Here is a 22,096-nt window from a genome sequence, read left to right on the forward strand (position 1 = left end):
GGCAAGTAGGGCGATACCCCGCGGCCATCGGGTCGCCGGGTGACGGCCCGGCGGGCAGGGGTAGGCGGCGTGTCCGAAATAGGATGGATTGGATCGGCAGTGTAGAACGGGAGTCGTGACGGCCATGACGCAGAATCTCCAGCTCCACGAGGGTGTCGCCGTCCCCTCGTCGGGCAGCGCCCAGTGACGGGTCCCCGGCAGGTGCGCCCCGACGCCTCCTCGCGCACCACACTCGGCAAGGCCGCGGACGAGAACTTCCCCGTGGCCCCCTTCTTCCTGCCCCGGGCCTGGCGCGACGACCTCATGGCCGTCTACGGCTACGCCCGCCTCGTCGACGACATCGGCGACGGCGACCTGGCACCCGGCGGGGCCGACGCCCGGCACCTCGGCCTCACCCCCGAGGAGGCGGAGGACCGTCTCGCCCTCCTCGACGCCTTCGAGAGCGACCTCCGGCGCGTCTTCGACGGCACCCCGCACCACCCCCTGCTCGCCGCGCTCCAGCCGACCGTCCGGCGGTGCCGCCTCACCCCCGAACCCTTCCTCGGGCTGATCGCGGCCAACCGCCAGGACCAGTCGGTGCGCCGCTACGAGACGTACGACGACCTCCTCGCGTACTGCGAGCTCTCCGCCAACCCGGTCGGCCGCCTCGTCCTCGCCATCACCGGCACCGACACCCCCGAGCGGATCCGGCGCTCCGACGAGATCTGCACCGCCCTGCAGATCGTCGAGCACCTCCAGGACGTCGCCGAGGACCTCGGCAACGACCGGATCTACCTGCCGGCCGAGGACCTCAAGCGCTTCCACGTCACGGAGGGCGACCTCGCCCGGCCCACCGCGGGCGCCTCCGTGCGCGCCCTGATCGCCTTCGAGGCCGAGCGGGCCCGCGGGCTGCTGCACGCGGGCATCCCGCTCGTCGGCAGCGTCCACGGCCGGCTCCGCCTCCTCCTCGCCGGCTTCACCGCCGGGGGCCTCGCGGCGCTCGACGCGATCACCGCCGCCGGATTCGACGTCCTGCCCGGCCCGCCGGGCCCCACCAAGCCGAGCCTGATGCGCCAGGCTGGAGCGGTTCTGCTCCAGGCGCGGAGAGAGGGGTGAGCGCGACCGTGGAGGGACAGCTCCAGCCGTCCGCACCGGTACAGGCCGCCTACAGCTACTGCGAGGCGGTCACCGGGCAGCAGGCCCGCAACTTCGCCTACGGGATCCGGCTGCTGCCGACCGAGAAGCGCCAGGCGATGTCCGCGCTGTACGCCTTCTCGCGGCGCGTCGACGACATCGGCGACGGCACGCTCGCGCCCGAGGCCAAGTACGAGCGCCTCGAAGCCACCCGCGCCCTGCTCGACCGGGTCCGCAAGGGCGTGGTCGACGAGGACGACACCGACCCCGTCGCCGTCGCCCTCGCCGACTCGGCCCGCCGCTTCCCGATCCCGCTCGAAGGCCTCGACGAGCTCATCGACGGCGTCCTCATGGACGTGCGCGGCGCCACCTACGAGAGCTGGGACGACCTCAAGGTCTACTGCCGCTGCGTCGCCGGCGCGATCGGCCGGATCTCCCTCGGCGTCTTCGGCACCCAGCCCGGCGCCCAGGGCGCCGACCGCGCCCCCGAGTACGCCGACACCCTGGGCCTCGCGCTCCAACTCACCAACATCCTCAGGGACGTACGCGAGGACGCCGGGAACGGGCGCGTCTACCTGCCCGCCGACGACCTCGCCAAGTTCGGCTGCGGAGACGGCTTCGGGAGCGAGACCCCGCCCCCCGGCGCCGACTTCGCCGGGCTCGTCCACTTCGAAGTCCGGCGGGCCCGCGCCCTGTTCGCCGAGGGCTACCGGCTGCTCCCGATGCTCGACCGGCGCAGCGGCGCGTGCGTCGCCGCCATGGCCGGCATCTACCGGCGGCTCCTCGACCGCATCGAACGCGACCCCGAGGCCGTGCTCCGCGGCCGTGTCTCGCTGCCGGGCCGGGAGAAGGCGTACGTCGCGGTGCGCGGCCTCTCCGGCCTCGACACCCGCCACATCGCCCGACGGACGGTCAGGAGGCGTACCTGATGCGCCCGTACGCCGCAGTCCGCCGAGCAACCCCGGGCGCTGCCCCGGCGTCCCTGCCCGCGGTGTCCCCGACTCGCGCGACGCCGACTTCCCCGACCCGAACGGAGGCCGCGTGACGACCGACGGAACCGAGCGGAGCTCCCGGCAGCCCCACGCCGTCGTCGTCGGCGGCGGGCTCGCCGGGATCACGGCCGCGCTCCAGCTCGCCGACGCCGGCGTCCGCGTCACCCTGCTCGAAGGGCGGCCCCGGCTCGGCGGTCTCGCCTTCTCCTTCCGCCGCGGCGAGCTGACCGTCGACAACGGCCAGCACGTCTACCTGCGCTGCTGCACCGCCTACCGCTGGTTCCTCGACCGGATCGACGGCGCCCCGCTCGCCCCGCTCCAGGACCGCCTCGACGTGCCCGTCCTCGACGTCGGGCACCCGCGCGGCCCCCGGCTCGGCCGGATCCGCCGCGACAGCCTCCCCGTACCGCTGCACCTCGCGCGCAGCCTCGCCACGTACCCGCACCTCTCCCTCGCCGAGCGGGCCTCCGTCGGCCGGGCCGCGCTCGCCCTGAAGAAGCTCGACCCCGCCGACCCGGCGCTCGACGGCATCGACTTCGCCACCTGGCTCGGCCGCCACGGCCAGTCCCCGCGGACCGTCGAGGCCCTCTGGGACCTGGTCGGCATCCCCACCCTCAACGCCCCCGCCCCGCAGGCCTCCATGGGCCTCGCCGCGATGGTCTTCAAGACCGGGCTCCTCTCCGAGCCCGGCGCCGCCGACATCGGCTGGGCCCACGTCCCGCTCGGCGAACTCCACGACACGCTCGCCGGAAAGGCCCTCGACGCGCTCGGCGTCCGCATCGAGCTGCGCACCAAGGCCGAGCGGATCTCCCGTACCGACGACGGGCGTTGGACCGTCGAGGTGCCGGGGGAGACGCTCGACGCCGACGCCGTCGTCCTCGCCGTACCGCAGCACGAGACCCACGCCCTGCTGCCCGAGGGCGCCCTCGACGATCCCGACCGACTCCTCGACATCGCCACCGCCCCCATCCTCAACCTCCACGTCGTCTACGACCGCAAGGTGCTCAAGCGGCCCTTCTTCACCGCGCTCGGCTCCCCGGTGCAGTGGGTCTTCGACCGCACCGACTCCTCGGGACTCAAGGGCGGCGGCCAGTACCTCGCCGTCTCCCAGTCCGCCGCCCAGGACGAGATCGACGAGCCCGTCGCCGTGCTGCGCGAGCGCTACCTCCCGGAACTGGAGCGGCTGCTGCCCGCCGCCCGCGGCGCCGGGGTCCGCGACTTCTTCGTCACCAGGGAGCGGACGGCCACGTTCGCCCCCACCCCGGGCGTCGGCCGGCTCCGCCCCGGCGCCCGCACCCGGGTCCCCGGCCTCTACCTGGCCGGATCCTGGACCGCCACCGGCTGGCCCGCGACCATGGAGGGTGCCGTCCGCAGCGGTTTCAGCGCAGCGGGCGCGGCGCTCTCCACCCTCGGCCGCCGTCATGACCATCCGCTGCAGGAGGCGGCATGACTGTGAGTACCGGAACAAGAGGAGAGACCGTGCCGACTGCGCCGCCGGGTAATCCGGCCGTCGACACCGCGGACGTGTCCGCACTGCTGGAGCGGGGACGGACCCTGTCCACCCCCGTACTGCGGGCGGCCGTCGACCGCCTCGCACCGCCCATGGACACCGTGGCCGCCTACCACTTCGGCTGGATCGACGCCCACGGCAACCCCGCCGACGGCGACGGCGGCAAGGCGATCCGCCCCGCGCTCGCCCTGCTGTCGGCCGAGGCGGCCGGCGCCGCGCCCGAGGTCGGCGTCCCCGGCGCGGTCGCCGTGGAGCTCGTCCACAACTTCTCGCTGCTCCACGACGACCTGATGGACGGCGACGAGCAGCGCCGGCACCGCGACACCGTGTGGAAGGTGCACGGCCCCGCGCAGGCCATCCTCGTCGGCGACGCCCTCTTCGCCCTCGCCAACGAGCTGCTGCTCGAGATCGGCACCGTCGAGGCCGGGCGGGCCACCCGCCGGCTCACCACGGCCACCCGCAAGCTCATCGACGGGCAGGCCCAGGACATCTCCTACGAGCACCGCGAGCGGGTCACCGTCGAGGAGTGCCTGGAGATGGAGGGCAACAAGACGGGAGCCCTGCTCGCCTGCGCCGTCTCCATCGGCGCCGTCCTCGGCGGGGCCGACGACCGCACCGCCGACAAGCTGGAGGAGTACGGCTACCACCTCGGCCTCGCCTTCCAGGCCGTCGACGACCTCCTCGGCATCTGGGGCGACCCGGAGGCCACCGGCAAGCAGACCTGGAGCGACCTGCGCCAGCGCAAGAAGTCCCTCCCGGTCGTCGCCGCCCTCGCCGCCGGCGGAGCCGCCTCCGAGCAGCTCGCCGAACTGCTCGCCGCGGACGCCAAGTCCAACGACTTCGACTCGTTCTCCGAGGAGGAGTTCGCGACCCGCGCCGCCCTCATCGAGGAGGCCGGGGGCCGCGAGTGGACCTCCCAGGAGGCCCGCCGCCAGCACGCCGTCGCGATCGAGGCCCTGCACGAGGTGGACATGCCCGCCCGCGTGCGGGAGCAGCTCACCGCTCTGGCCGATTTCGTGGTCGTACGGAAGAGATGATCACCATCACCCTGATATGAGTTCGCGGTCGCCGGCCGGTGCCATCCGGCGCCGGCCGACGGCAGACCCGCAGGAGCAGAAGGAACCGACTGCACAAAGGGGAAGCCATGACAGCGACGACCGACGGAAGCGCCGGGGCCGTGGGCCCCCGGGCAGCCGCGGCCAGCACGACGCACGACACCATCGCGCCGGAGCGGTCCACCACGCCGGAGCAGCTCGACGAGAGCGCCGCGCGGGCCGCGGAACGCGCCGTCGAGCACCTGCTCGCCCGCCAGGACCCGGAGGGCTGGTGGAAGGGCGACCTGGAGACCAACGTCACCATGGACGCCGAGGACCTTCTCCTCCGCCAGTTCCTGGGCATCCTCGACGCCGACACCCTCCGCGCCGCGGCCCTCCACATCCGCCGCGAGCAGCGCGAGGACGGCGCCTGGGCCACCTTCTACGGCGGACCCGGCGAACTCTCCGCCACCGTCGAGGCCTATGTGGCCCTGCGGCTCGCCGGAGACCCGCCCGAGGCCCCGCACATGGCCCGCGCCTCCGCCTGGGTGCGCGCGGGGGGCGGCATCGCCGGCGCCCGGGTCTTCACCCGGATCTGGCTGGCCCTCTTCGGCTGGTGGCGCTGGGAGGACCTGCCCGAACTGCCGCCCGAACTGCTCTTCCTGCCGAAGTGGTTCCCGCTCAACATCTACGACTTCGGCTGCTGGGCCCGGCAGACGATCGTGCCGCTCACCGTGGTCTCCGCGAAGCGCCCGGTCCGCCCCGCGCCCTTCCCGCTCGACGAGCTCCACACCGACCCGGCCCGGCCCAACCCGCCCCGGCCGCTCGCCCCGGCCACCGGCTGGGACGGCATTTTCCAGCGCCTCGACAAGGCGCTGCGCGTCTACCACCGGGTGGCCCCGCGCGCCCTGCGCGGCACCGCCATGAACGTGGCCGCCCGCTGGATCGTCGAACGGCAGGAGAACGACGGCTGCTGGGGCGGCATCCAGCCGCCCGCCGTCTACTCGGTCATCGCCCTCCACCTCCTCGGCTACGACCTCGAGCACCCGGTCATGCGCGCCGGCCTGGAGTCGCTCGACCGGTTCGCCGTCTGGCGCGAGGACGGTCCCCCTGGGCCTGACGGCCAGGGAGGTGCCCCCACCCGAATGATCGAGGCCTGCCAGTCGCCGGTCTGGGACACCTGCCTCGCCACCATCGCGCTCGCCGACGCGGGGCTCCGTCCCGACCACCCGGCCCTGGTGAAGGCCGTCGACTGGATGCTCGACGAGGAGATCACCAAGAAGGGGGACTGGGCGGTGCGCCGCCCCGGACTCCCGCCGGGCGGCTGGGCGTTCGAGTTCCACAACGACAACTACCCCGACATCGACGACACCGCCGAGGTGCTCCTCGCCCTGCGCCGGGTCAGCCACCCCGACCCCGAGCGGGTGGAGGCGGCCATCGTCAGGGGCGCCCGCTGGACGCTCGGCATGCAGTCGCGCAACGGCGCCTGGGGGGCCTTCGACGCCGACAACACCAGCGTGTTCCCCAACAAGCTGCCGTTCTGCGACTTCGGCGAGGTGATCGACCCGCCGTCCGCCGATGTCACCGCCCATGTGGTGGAGATGCTCGCCTACGAGGGGCAGGCCCAGCACCCCCGTACCCGCAGGGGAATCGAGTGGCTCCTCGCCGAACAGGAGCCGAACGGCGCCTGGTTCGGCCGCTGGGGCGTCAACCACGTGTACGGGACGGGCTCGGTGCTCCCGGCCCTGGCCGCCGCGGGGCTGCCCGGCTCCCACCCGGCGATCCGCCGGGCCGTCGCCTGGCTGGGATCCACCCAGAACGAGGACGGCGGCTGGGGCGAGGACCTCCGCTCCTACGGGGACGAGGAGTGGATCGGACGCGGCGCCTCGACCGCCTCCCAGACGGCGTGGGCGCTCATCGCCCTCCTCGCGGTCGGCGAGCGCGACTCCGAGCCCGTCCGGCGGGGCGTCGCCTGGCTGGCGGAGACGCAGCGCGAGGACGGTTCCTGGGACGAGCCGTACTTCACGGGCACCGGCTTCCCCTGGGACTTCTCGATCAACTACCACCTCTACCGGCAGGTGTTCCCGCTCACGGCGCTCGGACGTTACGTGTACGGGGAGCCCACGCCCCGCACGACCGGCGCCGCCCGACCGCCCCGCGAGGAGGGCTGATGGGCCGCGAGCCGGCACCCGGGCCCGGCGCCGCTCCACCGCTGCTGATCGCCTGCGCGCTCGGCATCGAGCAGTTCGCCCTGCGCAGCGGGGACCGCAGCGGCGCCCCCGGCCCGGTGACCGTGGTGCGGACGGGCATGGGGCCCGTCCACGCCCGCCGGGCCGTCTCCCGGGCGCTCGGCGAGGAGCGGTGGCGGGACGCCGCCGTCATCGCCTCCGGCTTCTGCGCCGGGCTCGCCCCCGGCATGCACCCGGGGGACCTGATCGTGGCCGACGAGACCCGCGGCCCCGACGGCACCACCGCCTGCGTCGGCACCGAGCTCCTGGTGAAGGCGCTGGTCAGGGCGGTGCCCGGGCGGACCGTCCACACCGGACCGCTGACCGGCTCCGACCACGTGGTGCGCGGCCCCGAGCGGGCCGCGCTGCGGGCCACCGGCGCGATCGCGGTCGACATGGAGTCCGCGGCGACCCTGCGTACCGCGCGGGAGACCGGCGGGCTCCCGGACGGTCCGGACGCGCGCCCGGTTGCGGCCGTCCGGGTGGTCGTGGACGCTCCAGAACATGAACTGGTCCGGATCGGCACGGTACGCGGGGGAATATCGGCGTTCCGTGTTCTTCGTGCCGTCCTTCCCGCTTTCTTCGAATGGCACCGTTCTTTGCTGCTCCCCAGGAGGTGAACGAGTTATGGCCATGCCGCTCCGTCAGTCCATCCGGGTCGGGACCTACCTCTTCGAACAGAAGCTCCGCAAGCGGGAGAAGTTCCCGCTCATCGTCGAGCTGGAGCCGCTCTTCGCCTGCAACCTCAAGTGCGAGGGCTGCGGAAAGATCCAGCACCCGGCGGGTGTCCTCAAGCAGCGCATGCCGGTCGCACAGGCGGTCGGCGCGGTCCTCGAGTCCGGCGCCCCCATGGTGTCCATCGCGGGCGGCGAGCCCCTGATGCACCCTCAGATCGACGAGATCGTTCGCCAGTTGGTGGCCAAGAGGAAGTACGTCTTCCTCTGCACCAACGCGATGCTGCTCCGCAAGAAGCTGGCGGACTTCACCCCCTCCCCGTACTTCGCCTTCGCCGTGCACATCGACGGCCTGCGCGAGCGGCACGACGAGTCCGTCGCCAAGGAGGGCGTGTTCGACGAGGCGGTGGAGGCCATCAAGGAGGCCAAGCGGCGCGGCTTCCGCGTCACCACCAATTCGACCTTCTTCAACACCGACACCCCGCAGACGATCATCGAGGTGCTCAATTTCCTCAACGACGACCTCCAGGTCGACGAAATGATGATCTCGCCCGCCTACGCCTACGAGAAGGCCCCCGACCAGGAGCACTTCCTCGGCGTCGAGCAGACCCGCGAACTCTTCAAGAAGGCCTTCGCGGGCGGGAACCGGCGCCGCTGGCGCCTCAACCACTCGCCGCTCTTCCTGGACTTCCTGGAAGGAAAGGCCGATTTCCCGTGCACGGCGTGGGCCATTCCCAACTACTCGCTCTTCGGATGGCAGCGCCCCTGCTATCTGATGAGCGACGGCTACGTCCCCACGTACCGCGAACTCATCGAGGACACCGACTGGGACAAGTACGGCCGCGGCAAGGACCCGCGCTGCGCCAACTGCATGGCGCACTGCGGATACGAGCCCACCGCAGTCCTGGCCACCATGGGTTCCCTCAAGGAGTCGCTGCGCGCGATCAGGGAGACCGTCTCCGGGAACAACGCGTGAGGACGGTGGAGTGATGAGCGGGGAGTTCGACCTGCGGGCGCTGCTCGCCGAGCGCGGCGGCGAGCGGTACGAGCTGCACGCCCGCCACCTCAACCACCAGCTGCCGCGCATGCTCCACACCATCGGCTTCGACAAGGTGTACGAGCGGGCCGAGGGCGCCCACTTCTGGGACGCCGACGGGGTCGACCACCTCGACATGCTCGCCGGCTTCGGCGTGATGGGCCTCGGACGGCACCACCCCGTCGTCCGCAAGGCCCTCCACGACGTCCTCGACGCCCAGCTGGCCGACCTCACCCGCTTCGACTGCCAGCCGCTGCCCGGGCTGCTCGCCGAGCGGCTGCTCGGCCACAGCCCCCACCTCGACCGGGTCTTCTTCGGCAACAGCGGCACCGAGGCCGTGGAGACCGCCCTCAAGTTCGCCCGGTACGCCACCGGGCGGCCCAGGGTCGTCTACTGCTCCCACGCCTTCCACGGGCTCACCACCGGCTCCCTCTCCGTCAACGGCGAGCAGGGCTTCCGGGAGGGCTTCGACCCGCTCCTCCCGGACACCGCGATCGCCCTCGGCGACCTCGAAGCCCTGGAGCGGGAGCTGCGCCGGGGCGACGTGGCCGCCTTCGTCGTGGAGCCGATCCAGGGCAAGGGCGTCCACGAGGCGCCGCCCGGTTTCCTGCGCGCCGCGCAGGAGCTGCTGCACCGGCACGGCGCGCTGCTGATCGTGGACGAGGTGCAGACCGGCCTCGGCAGGACCGGCGACTTCTACGCGTACCAGCACGAGCCGGGGGTCGAACCGGACCTGGTCTGCGTCGCCAAGGCGCTCTCCGGCGGCTACGTGCCGGTCGGCGCCACCCTCGGCAAGGACTGGATCTTCAAGAAGGTCTACTCGTCGATGGACCGGGTCCTCGTCCACTCGGCGAGCTTCGGTTCGAACGCGCAGGCCATGGCGGCCGGGCTCGCCGTCCTCTCGGTCATGGAGAACGAGGACACGGTCGCCCACGTCCGGCGGATCGGCGGGCTGCTCCGGTCCCGGCTGGAGGAGCTCGTGCCCCGGTACGAGCTGCTGCACGAGGTGCGCGGCCGCGGACTGATGATCGGGATCGAGTTCGGCCGGCCGACCTCGCTGGGGCTGCGCGGCCGCTGGGCGATGCTCCAGGCGGCCCGCAAGGGCCTCTTCGCCCAGATGGTCGTCGTGCCGCTGCTCCAGCGCCACCGGATCCTCACCCAGGTCTCCGGGGACCATATGGAGGTGATCAAGCTGATCCCGCCGCTGGTCATCGACGAGGCCGATGTGGACCGGTTCGTCACCGCCTTCACGGCGGTCATGGACGAGGCCCACGGCGGCGGCGGCCTGATGTGGGACTTCGGGAGGACACTGGTGAAGCAGTCCGTGGCGCAGCGCTGAGCGCATCGGTACGTGACTGACGGTGGCGTCGCCGCGTACCCGCCGGAGGTTTTGCCTCTGAGGCAAGAAACTTGCCTCAGAGGCACGATCCTGGCGGAATGGACGCATGGACCACGTCCCCGGGGAAGCCTCCCCGGATCCCGCCACCCCCGGCGTCCTGCCCGACGTCGCCCCGCAGCTGCGGGCCCTGCGCCGCCGCCGGGGACTCACCCTGGAGGCCGCCGCCCAGCGGGCCGGTCTCTCGCCGGCCCATCTCTCCCGTCTGGAGACGGGGAACCGGCAGCCTTCGCTGCCGATGCTGCTCGCCCTCGCCCGCATCTACGGTACGACGGTCTCCGAGCTGCTCGGTGAGGCTCCTCCCGAGCACGACCCCGTCGTCCGGGCCGGCCGCTCCGAGCCCGTGGAGGCCGACGGCTGGGTCTACCGGCAGGCGGGCGGCGCCGGGCGCGCGCTCCAGTGCCTGCGCGTCCACGTGCCGTACGCCACCCGGGCCGACATCGTGCGCGTCCACCCCGGCGAGGAGTGGATCCACGTCCTGGAGGGGCGGGTGCGGCTCGCGCTCGGCGAGGCCGTGCACGTCCTCGATCCCGGGGACAGCGCGCACTTCGACTCGCTCACCCCGCACCGCATCGGCGCCGCCACGTCCGGCGGGGCCGAGCTGCTCTTCGTCCACACCCTGATGCAGAGCCCCGTCGCCGAGCTGTGCCTCGGCGACGGGACCCCGCACCGGCGCTGAACCTTCGTGGCCACTCCCACGGAGTGACTGTTCCTTCGGAAAGGACCGATATGTCCGAGAAGTCCGCACCGGTCACCGGCGAGGAGCGCGGTGAAGGCAAGTTCCCCAAGGGGCTCGTGCTCCGCCTCTTCGCCTACCTGGTCGCCGGCCACCTCTTCGCCGGCTTCCTCTACCTGCTGTTCATGCTCGGCGGGCAGAACCAGTAGGCGAAGGGGTGGACGGACCGGCGGGCGGGCGCGTGGGCGGGGCTACGCCTCGGCGAGCATGCGCTCCCGCAGCCGCTCGCGGGTCTCCGGGGTCAGCTTGAGCCCCTCCGTGAGGTAGGTCTCCACCGATCCCCAGGTCGCGTCGATCGTCTCGAACGCGGCCCGCAGATACTCCACCCGCGCGTCGAAGAGCGGGCTCAGCAGCTCCATCACCTCGGGCGACATCGCGTCCGGGGCGGTGGAGCTGCGGCGTACCTTGTACCGGCGGTGCGGGTCGTTCGACAGCACGTAGTCGGCCTCGATCGCCTCCCGCTCGACGCCGAGGGCGAGCAGGGTGACCGCGATGGAGAGACCGGCGCGGTCCTTGCCGGCCGCGCAGTGCATCAGGGCCGGGAGGCTCTCCTCGGCCATGGAGTGCAGGATCCGGCTGTGCTCCGAAGTCCGCTCGACCACCATTTTCCGGTACGAGTCGGACATACGGGTCGCCGCTTTGCCCTCGCCCAGGATCCCCCGCAGCTGCGCGATGTCACCGTCGCGCACCAGCTTCCAGAACTCCTTGCCGTCGGCCGGGTCATTGAGAGGTATGTGCACGTTCCGCACGCCGGGGAGCTCGACGTCCTCGCCCTCGACCTTCCGGTCGGCGTCGTTGCGGAAGTCGAAGACGGTGTGCAGGCCGAGTGAGGAGAGGAAGACGGCATCGCTCTCGGTGGCGTGGGCGAGGTGGCCGCTGCGGAAGAGGCGGCCGGGTCGCACGGCGCGCCCGTCCGTCGTCGGCAGGCCGCCCACGTCCCGGAAGTTCCGGACCTCCGCCAGCTCGGGTTCGTTCGCTTCGGTGGGCGGGGCCTGCGGCAGCTGCTGCGTCACGGATGCTCCTGGGTGTCGACGTTCGGGCGCCCGATGCGAGATCGGTTCCTGGGGCAATCATCCAGGCGGGACCGGTCGGGCGCACCCCCTCGGACGGTAATGGGTGATCTGTCCGAATTAGGGCCTTGTGTATAACGCGCCCTGTTTACGGGTGAGATGGCGTTCGGCGCGTGAGCAGGGTCATAGAGGTGACGGATCGTGGCCGGGAGCCCGGAGCAATTGCCGTACGGAAAAAGGAAATCGAAGGACCGTCATCCACGGAGGGTGACCGGAATTCCGGTGGAAAAGCGGAACGGGTAATGCCGGGGGAAATCAGTGGCTTGTCCGTGTCGAACCGCTCGTCTAGCGTCACCGTCAATCCGGTCGGACCGCCGAATCCTGCCACCGTCCGGAACCCGCACTCATCAAATGTGTGGCAGGAGCGGGGGACCCAGGAAGTACGCCGGTCCCGCGACGCAGGACGGCTCGGGGTGAAGCCGCGTGAGAACGCGGCCGGGCATCTCCAGTCCGAACCCGACAGCTCACCTCGTAGGCGCCGGAGAGGAATTCGCCATGCCCGCGAAGGGTAAGCACCGCCGTCCCAAGATCAACCCGATCACGCGTGGAATCGTCGCCGCCGGTACCGGAGGCGCAGTCGTCGCCCTCCCGCTCTTCGGTGCGACCGGCGCCCACGCCGCCGAGCAGGCCGCCCCGGCCGCCGTTCCCGCCCAGGCCGTCGCCGCCGCCGCCCAGGTGAAGGCCCCCGCCGCCCTTCGGGCCGCGCCCGCCGCCGCCGTGAAGGCCGCCCCGACGACGTACTCCGTCGTCCGCGGCGACTACCTGTCGAAGATCGCGGTCGAGCACCACCTCGCCGGTGGCTGGCAGAAGCTGTACGAGGACAACCGCCAGGTCGTCGGCGAGAACCCTTCGCTGATCCTGCCCGGCATGAAGCTCACCCTCGGCGCCAAGAGCACCGCCAAGGCCTCCGCCCCGAAGGCCGCCCACAAGCGCGTCGCGCCCAAGGCCGCCGCCCCGAAGGCCGCTCCGAAGGCCGAGTCGGAGAGCGGCTCGTCGCAGGCCTCCGGCGAGGAGACCCGCGCCTCCCGCGGCACCGAGCGCGACTCCGCCCCGGCCGCCACCGCCGCGCAGCCGGACGCCTCGACCTCCGCGCAGTCGGACGCCTCGACCTCCTCGCAGCCGGACGCCTCGACCTCCGCGCAGTCGGACGCCTCGACCTCCTCGCAGTCCACCGGTTCCTCCTCCGGCTGGGTCGCCCCCGTCGACGGCGGCATCTCCACCCCGTACCGCGCCTCCGGCTCCATGTGGTCCTCCGGCTACCACACGGGTGTCGACTTCATCGCCTCCTCCGGTACGACCGTCCGCGCCGTGGGCGCCGGCACCGTCGTCTCGGCCGGCTGGAGCGGCGCCTACGGCAACGAGGTCGTCATCCAGCACTCCGACGGCAGCTACTCGCAGTACGCGCACCTCTCCTCCCTCTCCGTCTCGTCCGGCCAGTCGGTCAGCGGCGGCCAGCAGATCGGCCTCTCCGGCTCGACCGGCAACTCCACCGGCCCGCACCTGCACTTCGAGATCCGCACCTCGCCGAACTACGGCGCCGACATCGACCCGCTCGCGTACCTGCGCCAGCACGGCGTCTCCATCTGACGCGGTCGCACAGCTGGCGGCCCGGCACCCCTGTGCCGGGCCGCCAGTGTGTTCCTGACATATTCGGGAGCGTATTCCGGCTTGGTGGAATCTTTATCGGTGGCATATCTCACCCGCCGTCAACCCTTCCTTACGGTCGCGTAGGTCACATCCGAAAGGGAAGGATGTGCTCCCGTGGCAGACGATTCGAGATCAAGAGACAAGAACGCATTCGGGTCGTACGCGGCGATCGGTGACAGCTTCACCGAGGGCGTCGGAGACCCCGGACCCGACGGGACGTACGTCGGCTGGGCGGACCGCTTCGCGGTGCTGCTCGCCGACCAGCTGCCGGAGCACGACGCCTTCCGCTACGCCAACCTGGCCGTACGCGGGCGCCTGCTCGACCAGATCGTGGCGGAACAGGTCCCCCGGGCGAAGGAACTCGCCCCCGACCTGGTGACCTTCTGTGCCGGCGGCAACGACATCATCCGGCCCGGCACCGACCCCGACGACGTGGCCGAGCGCTTCGAGCGCGCCGTCGCGGACCTGACCTCCGCCGTCGGCACCGTCATGGTGACCACCGGCTTCGACACCCGTGACATCCCCGTGCTCCGACACCTGCGCGGGAAGATCGCCACCTACACCGCCCACGTCCGGTCCATCGCGGACCGCTACGACTGCCCGGTCCTCGACCTGTGGTCCCTCAAGTCCGTGCAGGACCTGCGGGCCTGGGACGACGACCGGCTGCACCTCTCGCCCGACGGCCACACCCGGGTCGCCCTGCGCGCCGCCCAGGTCCTCGGCCTGCCCGTGCCCGCCGACCCGGACCAGTCGTGGCCGCCGCGCCCCCCGCGCGGCACGCTGGAGGTGCGGCGCGACGACATCCACTGGGCCAAGGAGTACCTCGTGCCCTGGATCGGGCGCAGGCTGCGTGGCGAGAGCTCGGGCGACCACGTCGAGGCGAAGCGCCCCGACCTCATGCCCCTGTAGCTCCGGGAAGTGCGACGACGCCGGCCGGGATCCGCTCCAGGACCCCGCCGGCGAACACGTCGTACAGCGGCAGCGTCTCCAGGTGGACGTAGCCGATGTGGCAGTCGCAGACGGCGAGCGGGCAGGCCCGGGGGCGGAGCGCGGCGCGGTACGAGCCGTCGTACAGGTTGCCCAGCTCGGCCTTGACGAAGTGGCAGCGCCGGACCGTCCCCTCGCCGTCCACCGAGATCACCGACTCGCCGGTACGGCACGGCAGCCCCGCCGAGCGGTGCGGCCGCCGACTGTAGGGGAAGAGCGGATCGATCCCGGTCCACTCCTCGGCCTCCGCGTCCGTGTACGTGTGGCCCTCGGCCGCGTTCACCCAGAGGTAGACGTGCGGCGGAAGGGCGGCGCGCAGCCGGCGGGCGTCCTCCCGGTGCTCGGGCAGGCCGACCACGCCCACGCTGAACCTGACGCCCCGGTCCGCCAGCTCACGGCACTTGCCGAGGAAGCGCTCGTACGGAGTCTGGCCCGGGTGGTACGTGCACCAGAGGGCCACGCTCTCCGGGTCCGCCTCCGCCAGCCAGTCGGTCCGGCAGCTCAGATTGGTCTGGATCGCCACCCGCTCGACGTGCGGCAGCCGCGAAAGATCGACCAGCGCCCGCCGGTACCAGGAGCGCACCAGGCCCTCGCCCCACGGGGTGAAGAGGATCCGCAGCCGGTCGCCGGTCTGCTCGGCCGCCCACCCGGTGAACCGTTCGAGCGCGGCCCGGTCCGCGCGCAACTGCTCCCCGCTGTCCCGGCGCTTCGCGAAGGGACAGTAGGGGCAGTCGTAGTCGCAGGAGGCGAGCGGCCCGCGGTAGAGCAGTGTCAGGTCCATGTCCGCCCTACTTCGGCTCGTACGCGGCCATGGCCGCCCGCACCTCGGGCGAGAACAGCTCCGGGCCGAGCCCGTCCGAGTGCGCGAGCCCCTCGGGCGAGAGGCGGAGCAGCCCCTCGGGCGCGTCCCCGTCGAGCCAGCCGAAGGCCTCGAAGCGGGCCAGCTCCGCCGGGAAGTCCGCGAACGGCGAGGAGCCGAACCGCTCCTCGTACCCGGCGGCCTCCATCCCCTCGGCCTGGAGCAGCGACTGGAGCAGATGGCGGCGACGGGCCTCCCCGGCGTCCACCCACCGGCCCACCTCGGCCCGCGAGAAGTCCTCGGTCTCCGTGTAGGCGTCGATGATCGAACGGATCTCCCGCATGTCGACCGCGTAGTCGAAGGAGTAGTGGAGGGCCGAGGTGTACGAGCGCGCCCCGCACCCCAGACCGATCATCCCGTCCGTCTGGCAGGCGTAGTCGTCCGGGCCGAGGGGCGCGGCGTCCGTCCGCCGGAACATCCGCATCGACACCTGCTCGTAGCCCTGGGCGCGGAGGTGGTCCCGGCCGTACCGGTAGAGGCGCAGCCGCTGCTCGTCCCACTCCCGGTCGGCGGCCGGGGAGATCCGGCCGAGGCCGGTGAGCGGCCGGACGTACAGCGGGTAGAGGTACAGCTCCTCGGGGCGCCAGGCGAGCGCCGCGTCCAGCGAGGCTCGCCAGGACCGCTCGGTCTGTCCGTCGATCCCGTAGATGAGGTCGATGTTGAGCACCGGCACGCCGGTGTCCCGGATCCGGCCGAGCGCGGCCTCGACGTCCGCGCGGCGCTGCGGACGGACGGCCGCCCGCGCCTCCGCCTCCACGAAGCTCTGCACCCCGATGCTGAGGCGGGTCGCGCCCCGCTCGGCGAGGAGCGCGAGCCGGTCGGCGGTCGCGGTCGCGGGCGAGGTCTCGACCGAGAGCGGCACCGCCCGCAGATCGACCCCCGTCCGCTTCTCGGCGATGTCGCACAGCCGCTCCAGCTCGGCGGCGGTGAGGAAGGTGGGCGTGCCGCCGCCGAACGCCGCCGTGGCGAACCGCACCGGAGCGCTGTCCCCGAGTGCGTCGCGGACCGCCGCGGCCTGGCGGTCGAGGGCGTCGAGGTAGCGGGTGGTCAGCTCGTCGGGGGCGCCGATCCGGGTGAAGAGATTGCAGAAGCCGCAGCGGACCTCGCAGAACGGTATGTGCGCGTAGAGGGAGAGCGCGTCCTTCGGCTCCTCCGCCCAGAGCGCGCCGAGGGAGGGCGGGGCGGGGAGCGCGCGGTACGCCGTCTTGTGCGGATAGGCGTAGACGTAGCTCCGGTACGGGCGCGGGGTGGTGCTCTCGTTCATGCCGTCGCCTTCCGGTCCGGGCCCGCCAGGACGAACTGCGCGTACGGCACGGTCCACACGACCTCGTGGCCGATCCGGTGCCCGGTGTGCCCGTCCTCCCCGTACGCCGTGCCGTGGTCCGAGCAGACGATCGCGAAACAGGGGCGCCGGCTGCTCATCGCGGCGAAGAGCCGCCCGATGTGCCGGTCGACGTACTCCAGGGCCGCCGCGTGCGTGGCCCGGGAGTCCCCTGTCTCGCGGGTCGCCCCCGGCAGGTGGAACCAGTTGGGCTGGTGCAGCGCGGACACGTTGACGAAGAGGAAGAGCCGCCGCTCGCGGGGGAGCGCGGCGACGACCTCCTCGGCGCGGGCCACCTGGGACTCGAAGGAGGTCGGGGAGGCGACGCCGAAGGAGGGCTCCCAGTGGCTCTCCTGGAACAGGCCGGGGAGTACGGAGCCGAGGGGCGGCTGCCCGTTGAAGAAACCCACCCCGCCGACGCAGACCGTCCGGTAGCCCTCGCCCGCGAGCGCCGAGACGAGATCCGGGGTGTCGTGGACGTAGGTGCCGCCGGCGGTCGACTCGCTGCCCGCGAAACGGGCCGCGAACAGCCGGGGGTGCGGTCCCGGGGCGTCCGGCGTCGGCAGGAACCCGGCGAAGATCGCCTGGTGGGAGGCGTACGTGAAGCTGCCGGGCGCGTGCCGGCGCTCCCAGACGCCGTCCGGCAGGTGCCGGGCCAAGTTCGGGATGCGGCCCTCGGCCGCCAGCTCGGCCGCCACGTCGTACCGCAGCGTGTCGAGGGTGACCAGGAGCAGATCGTGGCTGCCGACGATCGCGTTCATGTCGGGCTGGTTCACGTGGTGCTCGTTCCTGTGGTGCGGGGGGCCGACCGGGTGGGGCCGGCGTCGGTGAACTCCGCGGCGACCTGCGCCGCGTACGTGTCGAGGCCCTCGGCGCCGCTGCCGGGCAGGCCCTTGAGACCGGGCAGCAGATCGCCGAAGGCGTTGACCTCGCCCACGGCGAAGCGGCGCCAGCCGGTGGCGGGCAGCAGGTCGACGCCCACGCACCGGGTGCCGGGGAAGACGGCGGCGGCCCGCTCGCACACACCGAGCGCGTCCTCCCACCGTCCGCCGGCCGCGGCGATCGCGGCCCGGGCGGCGTCCAGATCGCCCCGGGCGCCGCCCAGGTGCAGATTGGTCATGGGGGAGCGGCCGGTGCGGACGACGGCATGGGTGGCCCGTCCGTCGATCACCACCACCCGCAGGTCGGCGGCCCGGCCGTCCTGCGTGGCCTTCGGCAGCCAGCGCTCGACGTGCAGGCCGTCGGGGGCGAGGGCGTCCACGATCGAGGCGATCTCGTGCTCGCTCGTGTAGCGCCGTACCCGCAGGGAGTTGAAGAGACGTCCGTCGGGGGTGCGCTCCACGGAGGTGGTGGCCTGGATCCGGCCCGCGCCGTTCGTCTCCACCGCGAGCACCCCCGAGGCGGAGGATCCGTGCGCGAGCTTCACGAACACCCGCCGCAGCCCGGCCTCTTCGAGCAGCGACCGGAGCTCCGCCCAGCCGCCCACGGCCGGGACGGCGGGGCCCGAGGTCGGCGAATCGGGCACCGGCACACCGGCCGCCCGCAGCCGGCCGTGGCCCAGCCGCTTGTCGAACAGCACCGCGAGCTCCGTGGGGTCGTCGACGAGGGTGGCCCCCGCCGCTGTGACGGTCTCGGAGAGCTCCGCGACGGCGGCGGTGAACCGGGCGTACCAACGGCCGGATCCTTCGACCCGGGCCGGGTCGTCGACCCCGCGCAACAGCCGGTCGGCCACCGGATCCTCGCCGGGCGAGTCCAGCCGTACGGTCTCGCCGGCGGCGAACCGCGCCCGGCCGCCCAGCACGTCGGGCCAGGACACCACCCGCGCCCCGGGCAGCCCGGCGGCCCGCAGCGCGTCCTGGAAGAACGTGACGCGGCGGCCCGCCGGATCGCCGACGACGACGAGACGCGGGGCGGTGGTCATTCGGCTACCGCGACGTACCGGTAGACCTCGCCGTCGCCGTCGTCCTCCGCCTCCTCGGGGTCGTCGAGGACGACCGTCACGCCGTGCGGGGCGAGCGCGGCGCGGACCCGCTCGCTCATCGCCGCCGACAGGTAGTGGTGGGAGAGGTCGAGGTGGGTGAGGTGGGTCAGCGGCTGCCCGTCGAGGAGGGCCGCCGCGCCCTCGTCGGTCAGGACGCCCATGGAGAGGTCGAGCCGCTCGATCCGGGCGACGACCGGGGCGCCGGCCACGGCCGCGGCCACCTGGTCCTGGATGACGCTGTTGCACAGGCCCAGGCGGCGCAGGGCGGGGAAGCCCGTCCCTGCGAGCAGGGGAGCCAGGTCCTCGGTGGTGCTGTCGCCGCCGTACTCGTCGGTGCCCAGCCAGAGTTCCAGCCTCTCCAGGGCGGGCAGCTCGCTGCCGACGATCCCGCGCACGACCTCGGCGGGCAGACCACCCGTCTCGACCACCAGGGTCTCCAGGCGGTCGTGCCGGATCGAGGGGAAGGCCAGCTCCGTGCCCCCGCGCACCCCGAACTCCCGCAGCGCCGGGTAGGCGGCGAGCAGCGGCGTCACGTCGGACTGGACGATCCACGAGATCTCGCAGTCCTCGCCCGTCATGTCCCCGAGGAACACCGCCCGCAGGTCCGTGAGCCGGTCACGGGCGGCGATCAGCGCCGCGACGACGGGGGCGGACGAGGTCTCGTACGCCTCGTCCCAGCCACCGACGACCAGCGCGCGCACCCGCGCGGCGTCGACCGTCTTGAGGAACCGCTCGAATTGCGGCTCCCAGAGTTCGTCCCCCGGCTCGCTGTACGTCGGGGCGGAGATCCGCCAGGCGACCGCCTCCGCGTCGGGCAGCTCGGCGGGCGCTGCCGTGTCCGTGTCGGAGTCCGCCCGCGCGCCCGGGAAGTCGAACACGGGAAGGCCGTGGAACTCGTGCTGGTAATTCCCGATGGTCATGACAGTGCTCCAGACAACGGACGACGTTGATCGGCTGATGCCGAGAGTTCTACCAAGCGGCACCGACAACGCCCTTCGCCGGGGGGCGGCTCGGCCGGGCCCGGGGCGATTGTCAGACCCTGCCTCTAGCGTCGTTCTCGTGTTCGGGCGAACCGCGCCGAACGGGGAGGGGAGAGCCATGTACCGGCAGGGAGACGTGCTGATCGCGCCCGTCGAGGAGACGGCCGTACCGGCCCGGGCGAAGGCCGCGGCGGGGGAGCCGAGGGACGCCAGGGGCCGTCTGGTCCTCGCCCTCGGAGAGGTGACCGGGCACGCCCACGCGATCCCCGGCCCCGGCCGGCTCGTGCGGGAGCCGGGCCCCTTCGGCCCGCTGCTGCTCGAACTGCCCGAGGGCGGCCGGGTGGTGCACGAGGAGCACGCCCCGATAGCCCTGCCCAAGGGCTGGTACCGGGTCGTGCGGCAGCGGGAGTACGTGCCCGGCGCCTACCGGATCGTCGCGGACTGACGCCTCCACGGACGTGAGGGGCTGGACGGATTCATGGACTTGGGGGACACCGGAATGAACCACACCACCGCGCAGGACACGTGGCGGGCCGTCGCCGCGGCCACCGGACCGGCCGACCGCGCCGCCGCCGAGGCGGGGGTCCGGCTCGCCTACCGCACGGCCGGGCTCGCCGAGCCCGAGCGCGTGCTCTGGGCGGAGTCGCCGCTCGCGGCCGTCGCGCTCGTACGGGGGCTGACGGACGCGGGCCGTTCGGTACGGGACGAGGTGCGCACCCGGCCGTGGGCCGAGGAGCGGCGCCGGGTCCACGACGCGCTCGGTCCCGCCGGATGGGCGGCGCACTGGCAGGCGACCGGGGCGGGACTCTGGGGCCTCACGGGCGCCCTCGCCGACCGGATACGGGCCGGGGTGACGGAGGCCGTCACGGCCGCGGTGGACTCCGCAGGGGCGGTGCGGGAGGCGAACCTCGTGCGGCTCGTGCTGCTCGACGCGGTACTCGGCCAGCACGACGCCGCCTGGCTCGCCGCCTTCGAGGGGCAGGGGGACCGCCTCGCGGGACTCGCCGCCGTCGCCGAGCACGCCGGCTGGTGGTGGCCGTACGAGAACGTCACCGTGGTCTGCGAGCGTCCGGTCGAGCTCCACCGGGACGAGGCAGGGCGCCTCGACCGCGGCGACGGCCCGGCGCTCGCCTACCCCGACGGCTTCGCCCTGTACGCCTGGCGGGGCATGCCGGTGCCCGCCGAGTTCCTGGCCGGGCTGCCCGACCTCACCCCCGAGCGGATACGCGCGGAGGAGAACGCCGAACTGCGGCGCGTGATGCTGGAGTACTACGGCTACGACCGCTACCTCGCCGCGTCGGGCGCGCGGCACGAGCACCGCGACGAGACGGGCGTCCTGTGGCGCGTCGAGCTGGCGGACGACGAGGACGTGGTGATGGTCGAGGTCGTGAACTCCACCCCCGAACCGGACGGCAGCCACCGCACGTACTGGCTGCGGGTCCCGCCCTCGACCCGGACCGCGCGGGAGGGCGTCGCCTGGACCTTCGGGCTCCACCCCGACGCGTACGCACCGCTCGTCCAGACCTGAGGCGCGACCGGGGAGCGGCGGCCGGGCTGGTACGGAGAGGTGAAGGGCGCCGCCGGTCAGGAGTGGCGTGCGGGAGGCGCCGGCGCAGGGTGCTGGGATGTGCCCGCCGGAGCCCCGGCACCCACCCCCGAAGGGACCGCCCGTGACGACCCGCCAGCCCCGGACCGCCCGCACCGCGACCACCGCCCGCACCGCCCCGTCCGTCCGCACTTCGGCATCGGTCTGCACCGCCCCGTCCGCCCGCACCTCCGCATCCGTCCGCACCGCACGGCTGATCGCCGCCGCCGCCGTGCTCGGCGGTCTCCTCGTCGGCACGACGGCCCCCGCTCTGGCCGCCGCGCCCGAGCGGAGCTCCCTCCGTACCGCCGCCAGGGCGGCCGCGCCCGCCACGGTCTCCGTCACGGGGAGCGGCCGCGTCGCCGCCGCGCCGGATCTGGCGATCCTCTCCGTCGGGGTCGAGGCGACCCGCAAGACGGCGAAGGAGGCGATGGCGGCGCAGAGCACCGCTGCCAAGTCCCTGCTGGAGGTGTTGCGCGAGCAGGGGATCGCCGACCGGGACATCCGGACCGACAGCCTCTCGCTGGGCCCGGTCTACACGCAGAACGCCGACGGGGAGAGCAAGGTGACCGGGTACCAGGCCGGGCAGTCCTTCTCCGTGAAGGTCCGCGACCTCGACAGGACCGGTCAGTTCATCGGCGCCGTCAACGACGCCACCGGGGACGCGGTCCGGATCAACGGCGTCGCCTTCGACGTCGCCGACCCGTCGGCGCTGCGGGCGAAGGCGCGTGAGGCTGCCTACGAGGACGCGTACGAGAAGGCCTCTCAGCACGCGCGGCTCAGCGGCCACCGGCTCGGCCGGCTGGTGTCGCTCAGCGAGGGCGACTCGGTGCGCCCGGGTCCCGGTGCGGCCGCCGCGATGCCCGCGGACGAGCCGGGCGTCCCGCTGGCCCCGGGCGAGATCGAGGAGCAGGTCACCGTCTCGGCCGTCTTCGAGCTGCTCTGAC

Annotated in this window: 21 protein-coding genes and 1 riboswitch; of the genes, 15 read left to right on the forward strand and 6 right to left on the reverse strand. The window is 73.1% G+C overall.

Going from position 1 to position 22,096, the window contains the following annotated elements; all coding sequences use genetic code 11:
* Window positions 1-183 precede the first annotated feature (183 nt).
* From hpnC to OG361_RS33110, 10 genes are all read left to right on the forward strand, one after another.
* A complete protein-coding gene (gene hpnC, locus OG361_RS33065) occupies window positions 184-1,095 on the forward strand; it encodes a squalene synthase HpnC (RefSeq protein ID WP_405859398.1) in 912 nt (303 codons plus the stop codon).
* Window positions 1,092-2,042 carry a presqualene diphosphate synthase HpnD gene (gene hpnD, locus OG361_RS33070; RefSeq protein WP_405859400.1) on the forward strand — a complete coding sequence of 317 codons (951 nt, stop codon included), beginning with the start codon at window positions 1,092-1,094 and terminating at the stop codon, window positions 2,040-2,042. Before hpnC ends, hpnD begins: the two co-directional genes overlap by 4 nt.
* A gap of 112 nt (window positions 2,043-2,154) precedes the next feature.
* The gene (gene hpnE / locus OG361_RS33075) at window positions 2,155-3,555 is read left to right on the forward strand and encodes a hydroxysqualene dehydroxylase HpnE (RefSeq protein ID WP_405859402.1); all 1,401 of its coding nucleotides are present in this window, start codon (window positions 2,155-2,157) and stop codon (window positions 3,553-3,555) included.
* Window positions 3,552-4,652: a polyprenyl synthetase family protein gene (locus tag OG361_RS33080; protein WP_405859404.1), complete on the forward strand. Its 1,101-nt coding sequence runs from the start codon at window positions 3,552-3,554 to the stop codon at window positions 4,650-4,652. Before hpnE ends, OG361_RS33080 begins: the two co-directional genes overlap by 4 nt.
* Before the next feature lie 107 nt (window positions 4,653-4,759).
* On the forward strand, window positions 4,760-6,820 hold the full coding sequence (gene shc, locus OG361_RS33085) for a squalene--hopene cyclase (RefSeq protein ID WP_405859406.1): 2,061 nt from the start codon (window positions 4,760-4,762) through the stop codon (window positions 6,818-6,820).
* On the forward strand, window positions 6,820-7,497 hold the full coding sequence (locus tag OG361_RS33090) for a 1-hydroxy-2-methyl-2-butenyl 4-diphosphate reductase (protein ID WP_405859408.1): 678 nt from the start codon (window positions 6,820-6,822) through the stop codon (window positions 7,495-7,497). The genes shc and OG361_RS33090 overlap by 1 nt, the downstream gene beginning before the upstream one ends.
* A 7-nt stretch (window positions 7,498-7,504) precedes the next feature.
* Window positions 7,505-8,527: an adenosyl-hopene transferase HpnH gene (gene hpnH / locus OG361_RS33095; protein ID WP_405859410.1), complete on the forward strand. Its 1,023-nt coding sequence runs from the start codon at window positions 7,505-7,507 to the stop codon at window positions 8,525-8,527.
* Between the two features lie 13 nt (window positions 8,528-8,540).
* Window positions 8,541-9,926: an aspartate aminotransferase family protein gene (locus tag OG361_RS33100; protein ID WP_405859412.1), complete on the forward strand. Its 1,386-nt coding sequence runs from the start codon at window positions 8,541-8,543 to the stop codon at window positions 9,924-9,926.
* Window positions 9,927-10,032: 106 nt separating this feature from the next.
* Entirely contained in the window at window positions 10,033-10,662 is a 630-nt protein-coding gene (locus OG361_RS33105) for a helix-turn-helix domain-containing protein (protein ID WP_405859414.1), read from the forward strand.
* 50 nt (window positions 10,663-10,712) lie between these two features.
* The gene (locus OG361_RS33110) at window positions 10,713-10,868 is read left to right on the forward strand and encodes a DUF6126 family protein (protein ID WP_366042521.1); all 156 of its coding nucleotides are present in this window, start codon (window positions 10,713-10,715) and stop codon (window positions 10,866-10,868) included.
* 42 nt (window positions 10,869-10,910) lie between these two features.
* Here the strand turns inward: OG361_RS33110 and OG361_RS33115 are convergent, their stop codons facing one another.
* Window positions 10,911-11,732 (reverse strand): tyrosine-protein phosphatase, encoded by an 822-nt coding sequence (locus OG361_RS33115; protein ID WP_405859416.1) that lies wholly within the window; start codon window positions 11,730-11,732, stop codon window positions 10,911-10,913.
* 392 nt (window positions 11,733-12,124) lie between these two features.
* Window positions 12,125-12,280: riboswitch (cyclic di-AMP (ydaO/yuaA leader) on the forward strand.
* 4 nt (window positions 12,281-12,284) lie between these two features.
* Here OG361_RS33115 and OG361_RS33120 point away from each other — a divergent pair.
* Entirely contained in the window at window positions 12,285-13,376 is a 1,092-nt protein-coding gene (locus OG361_RS33120; RefSeq protein ID WP_405859418.1) for a peptidoglycan DD-metalloendopeptidase family protein, read from the forward strand.
* A 174-nt stretch (window positions 13,377-13,550) separates the two neighbouring features.
* Window positions 13,551-14,345, forward strand: a complete 795-nt coding sequence (locus OG361_RS33125) for an SGNH/GDSL hydrolase family protein (protein WP_405859420.1) — start codon at window positions 13,551-13,553, stop codon at window positions 14,343-14,345.
* On the opposite strand, the gene OG361_RS33130 is transcribed toward OG361_RS33125, so the two are convergent.
* Genes OG361_RS33130 through OG361_RS33150 form a run of 5 tightly spaced genes read right to left on the reverse strand, consistent with a single transcriptional unit; the run spans window position 14,332 to window position 19,504 of the window.
* Window positions 14,332-15,204, reverse strand: coding sequence for an STM4011 family radical SAM protein (locus OG361_RS33130; RefSeq protein WP_405859422.1), 873 nt, complete (start codon window positions 15,202-15,204; stop codon window positions 14,332-14,334). The genes OG361_RS33125 and OG361_RS33130 overlap by 14 nt on opposite strands.
* A 7-nt stretch (window positions 15,205-15,211) precedes the next feature.
* Window positions 15,212-16,546: an STM4012 family radical SAM protein gene (locus tag OG361_RS33135; RefSeq protein WP_405859424.1), complete on the reverse strand. Its 1,335-nt coding sequence runs from the start codon at window positions 16,544-16,546 to the stop codon at window positions 15,212-15,214.
* Window positions 16,543-17,364, reverse strand: coding sequence for an STM4013/SEN3800 family hydrolase (locus tag OG361_RS33140; RefSeq protein WP_405862576.1), 822 nt, complete (start codon window positions 17,362-17,364; stop codon window positions 16,543-16,545). The genes OG361_RS33135 and OG361_RS33140 overlap by 4 nt, the downstream gene beginning before the upstream one ends.
* A gap of 11 nt (window positions 17,365-17,375) precedes the next feature.
* A complete protein-coding gene (locus tag OG361_RS33145; protein ID WP_405859426.1) occupies window positions 17,376-18,524 on the reverse strand; it encodes an STM4014 family protein in 1,149 nt (382 codons plus the stop codon).
* A complete protein-coding gene (locus OG361_RS33150) occupies window positions 18,521-19,504 on the reverse strand; it encodes an STM4015 family protein (RefSeq protein ID WP_405859428.1) in 984 nt (327 codons plus the stop codon). Before OG361_RS33150 ends, OG361_RS33145 begins: the two co-directional genes overlap by 4 nt.
* 178 nt (window positions 19,505-19,682) lie before the next feature.
* On the opposite strand from OG361_RS33150, the gene OG361_RS33155 reads away from it, so the two are divergent.
* The 3 genes from OG361_RS33155 to OG361_RS33165 all read left to right on the forward strand — a co-directional run bounded on the left by OG361_RS33155 (window position 19,683) and on the right by OG361_RS33165 (window position 22,095).
* Complete coding sequence (locus OG361_RS33155) at window positions 19,683-20,009, forward strand: hypothetical protein (protein ID WP_056646910.1); 327 nt, start codon at window positions 19,683-19,685, stop codon at window positions 20,007-20,009.
* A 54-nt stretch (window positions 20,010-20,063) separates the two neighbouring features.
* Window positions 20,064-21,092: a DUF6745 domain-containing protein gene (locus OG361_RS33160; protein ID WP_405859430.1), complete on the forward strand. Its 1,029-nt coding sequence runs from the start codon at window positions 20,064-20,066 to the stop codon at window positions 21,090-21,092.
* Between the two features lie 142 nt (window positions 21,093-21,234).
* On the forward strand, window positions 21,235-22,095 hold the full coding sequence (locus OG361_RS33165) for an SIMPL domain-containing protein (protein WP_405859432.1): 861 nt from the start codon (window positions 21,235-21,237) through the stop codon (window positions 22,093-22,095).
* The last annotated feature ends 1 nt before the right edge of the window (window position 22,096 follow it).

The organism is Streptomyces sp. NBC_00090, assembly GCF_045160815.1.
Lineage (GTDB): Bacteria > Actinomycetota > Actinomycetes > Streptomycetales > Streptomycetaceae > Streptomyces.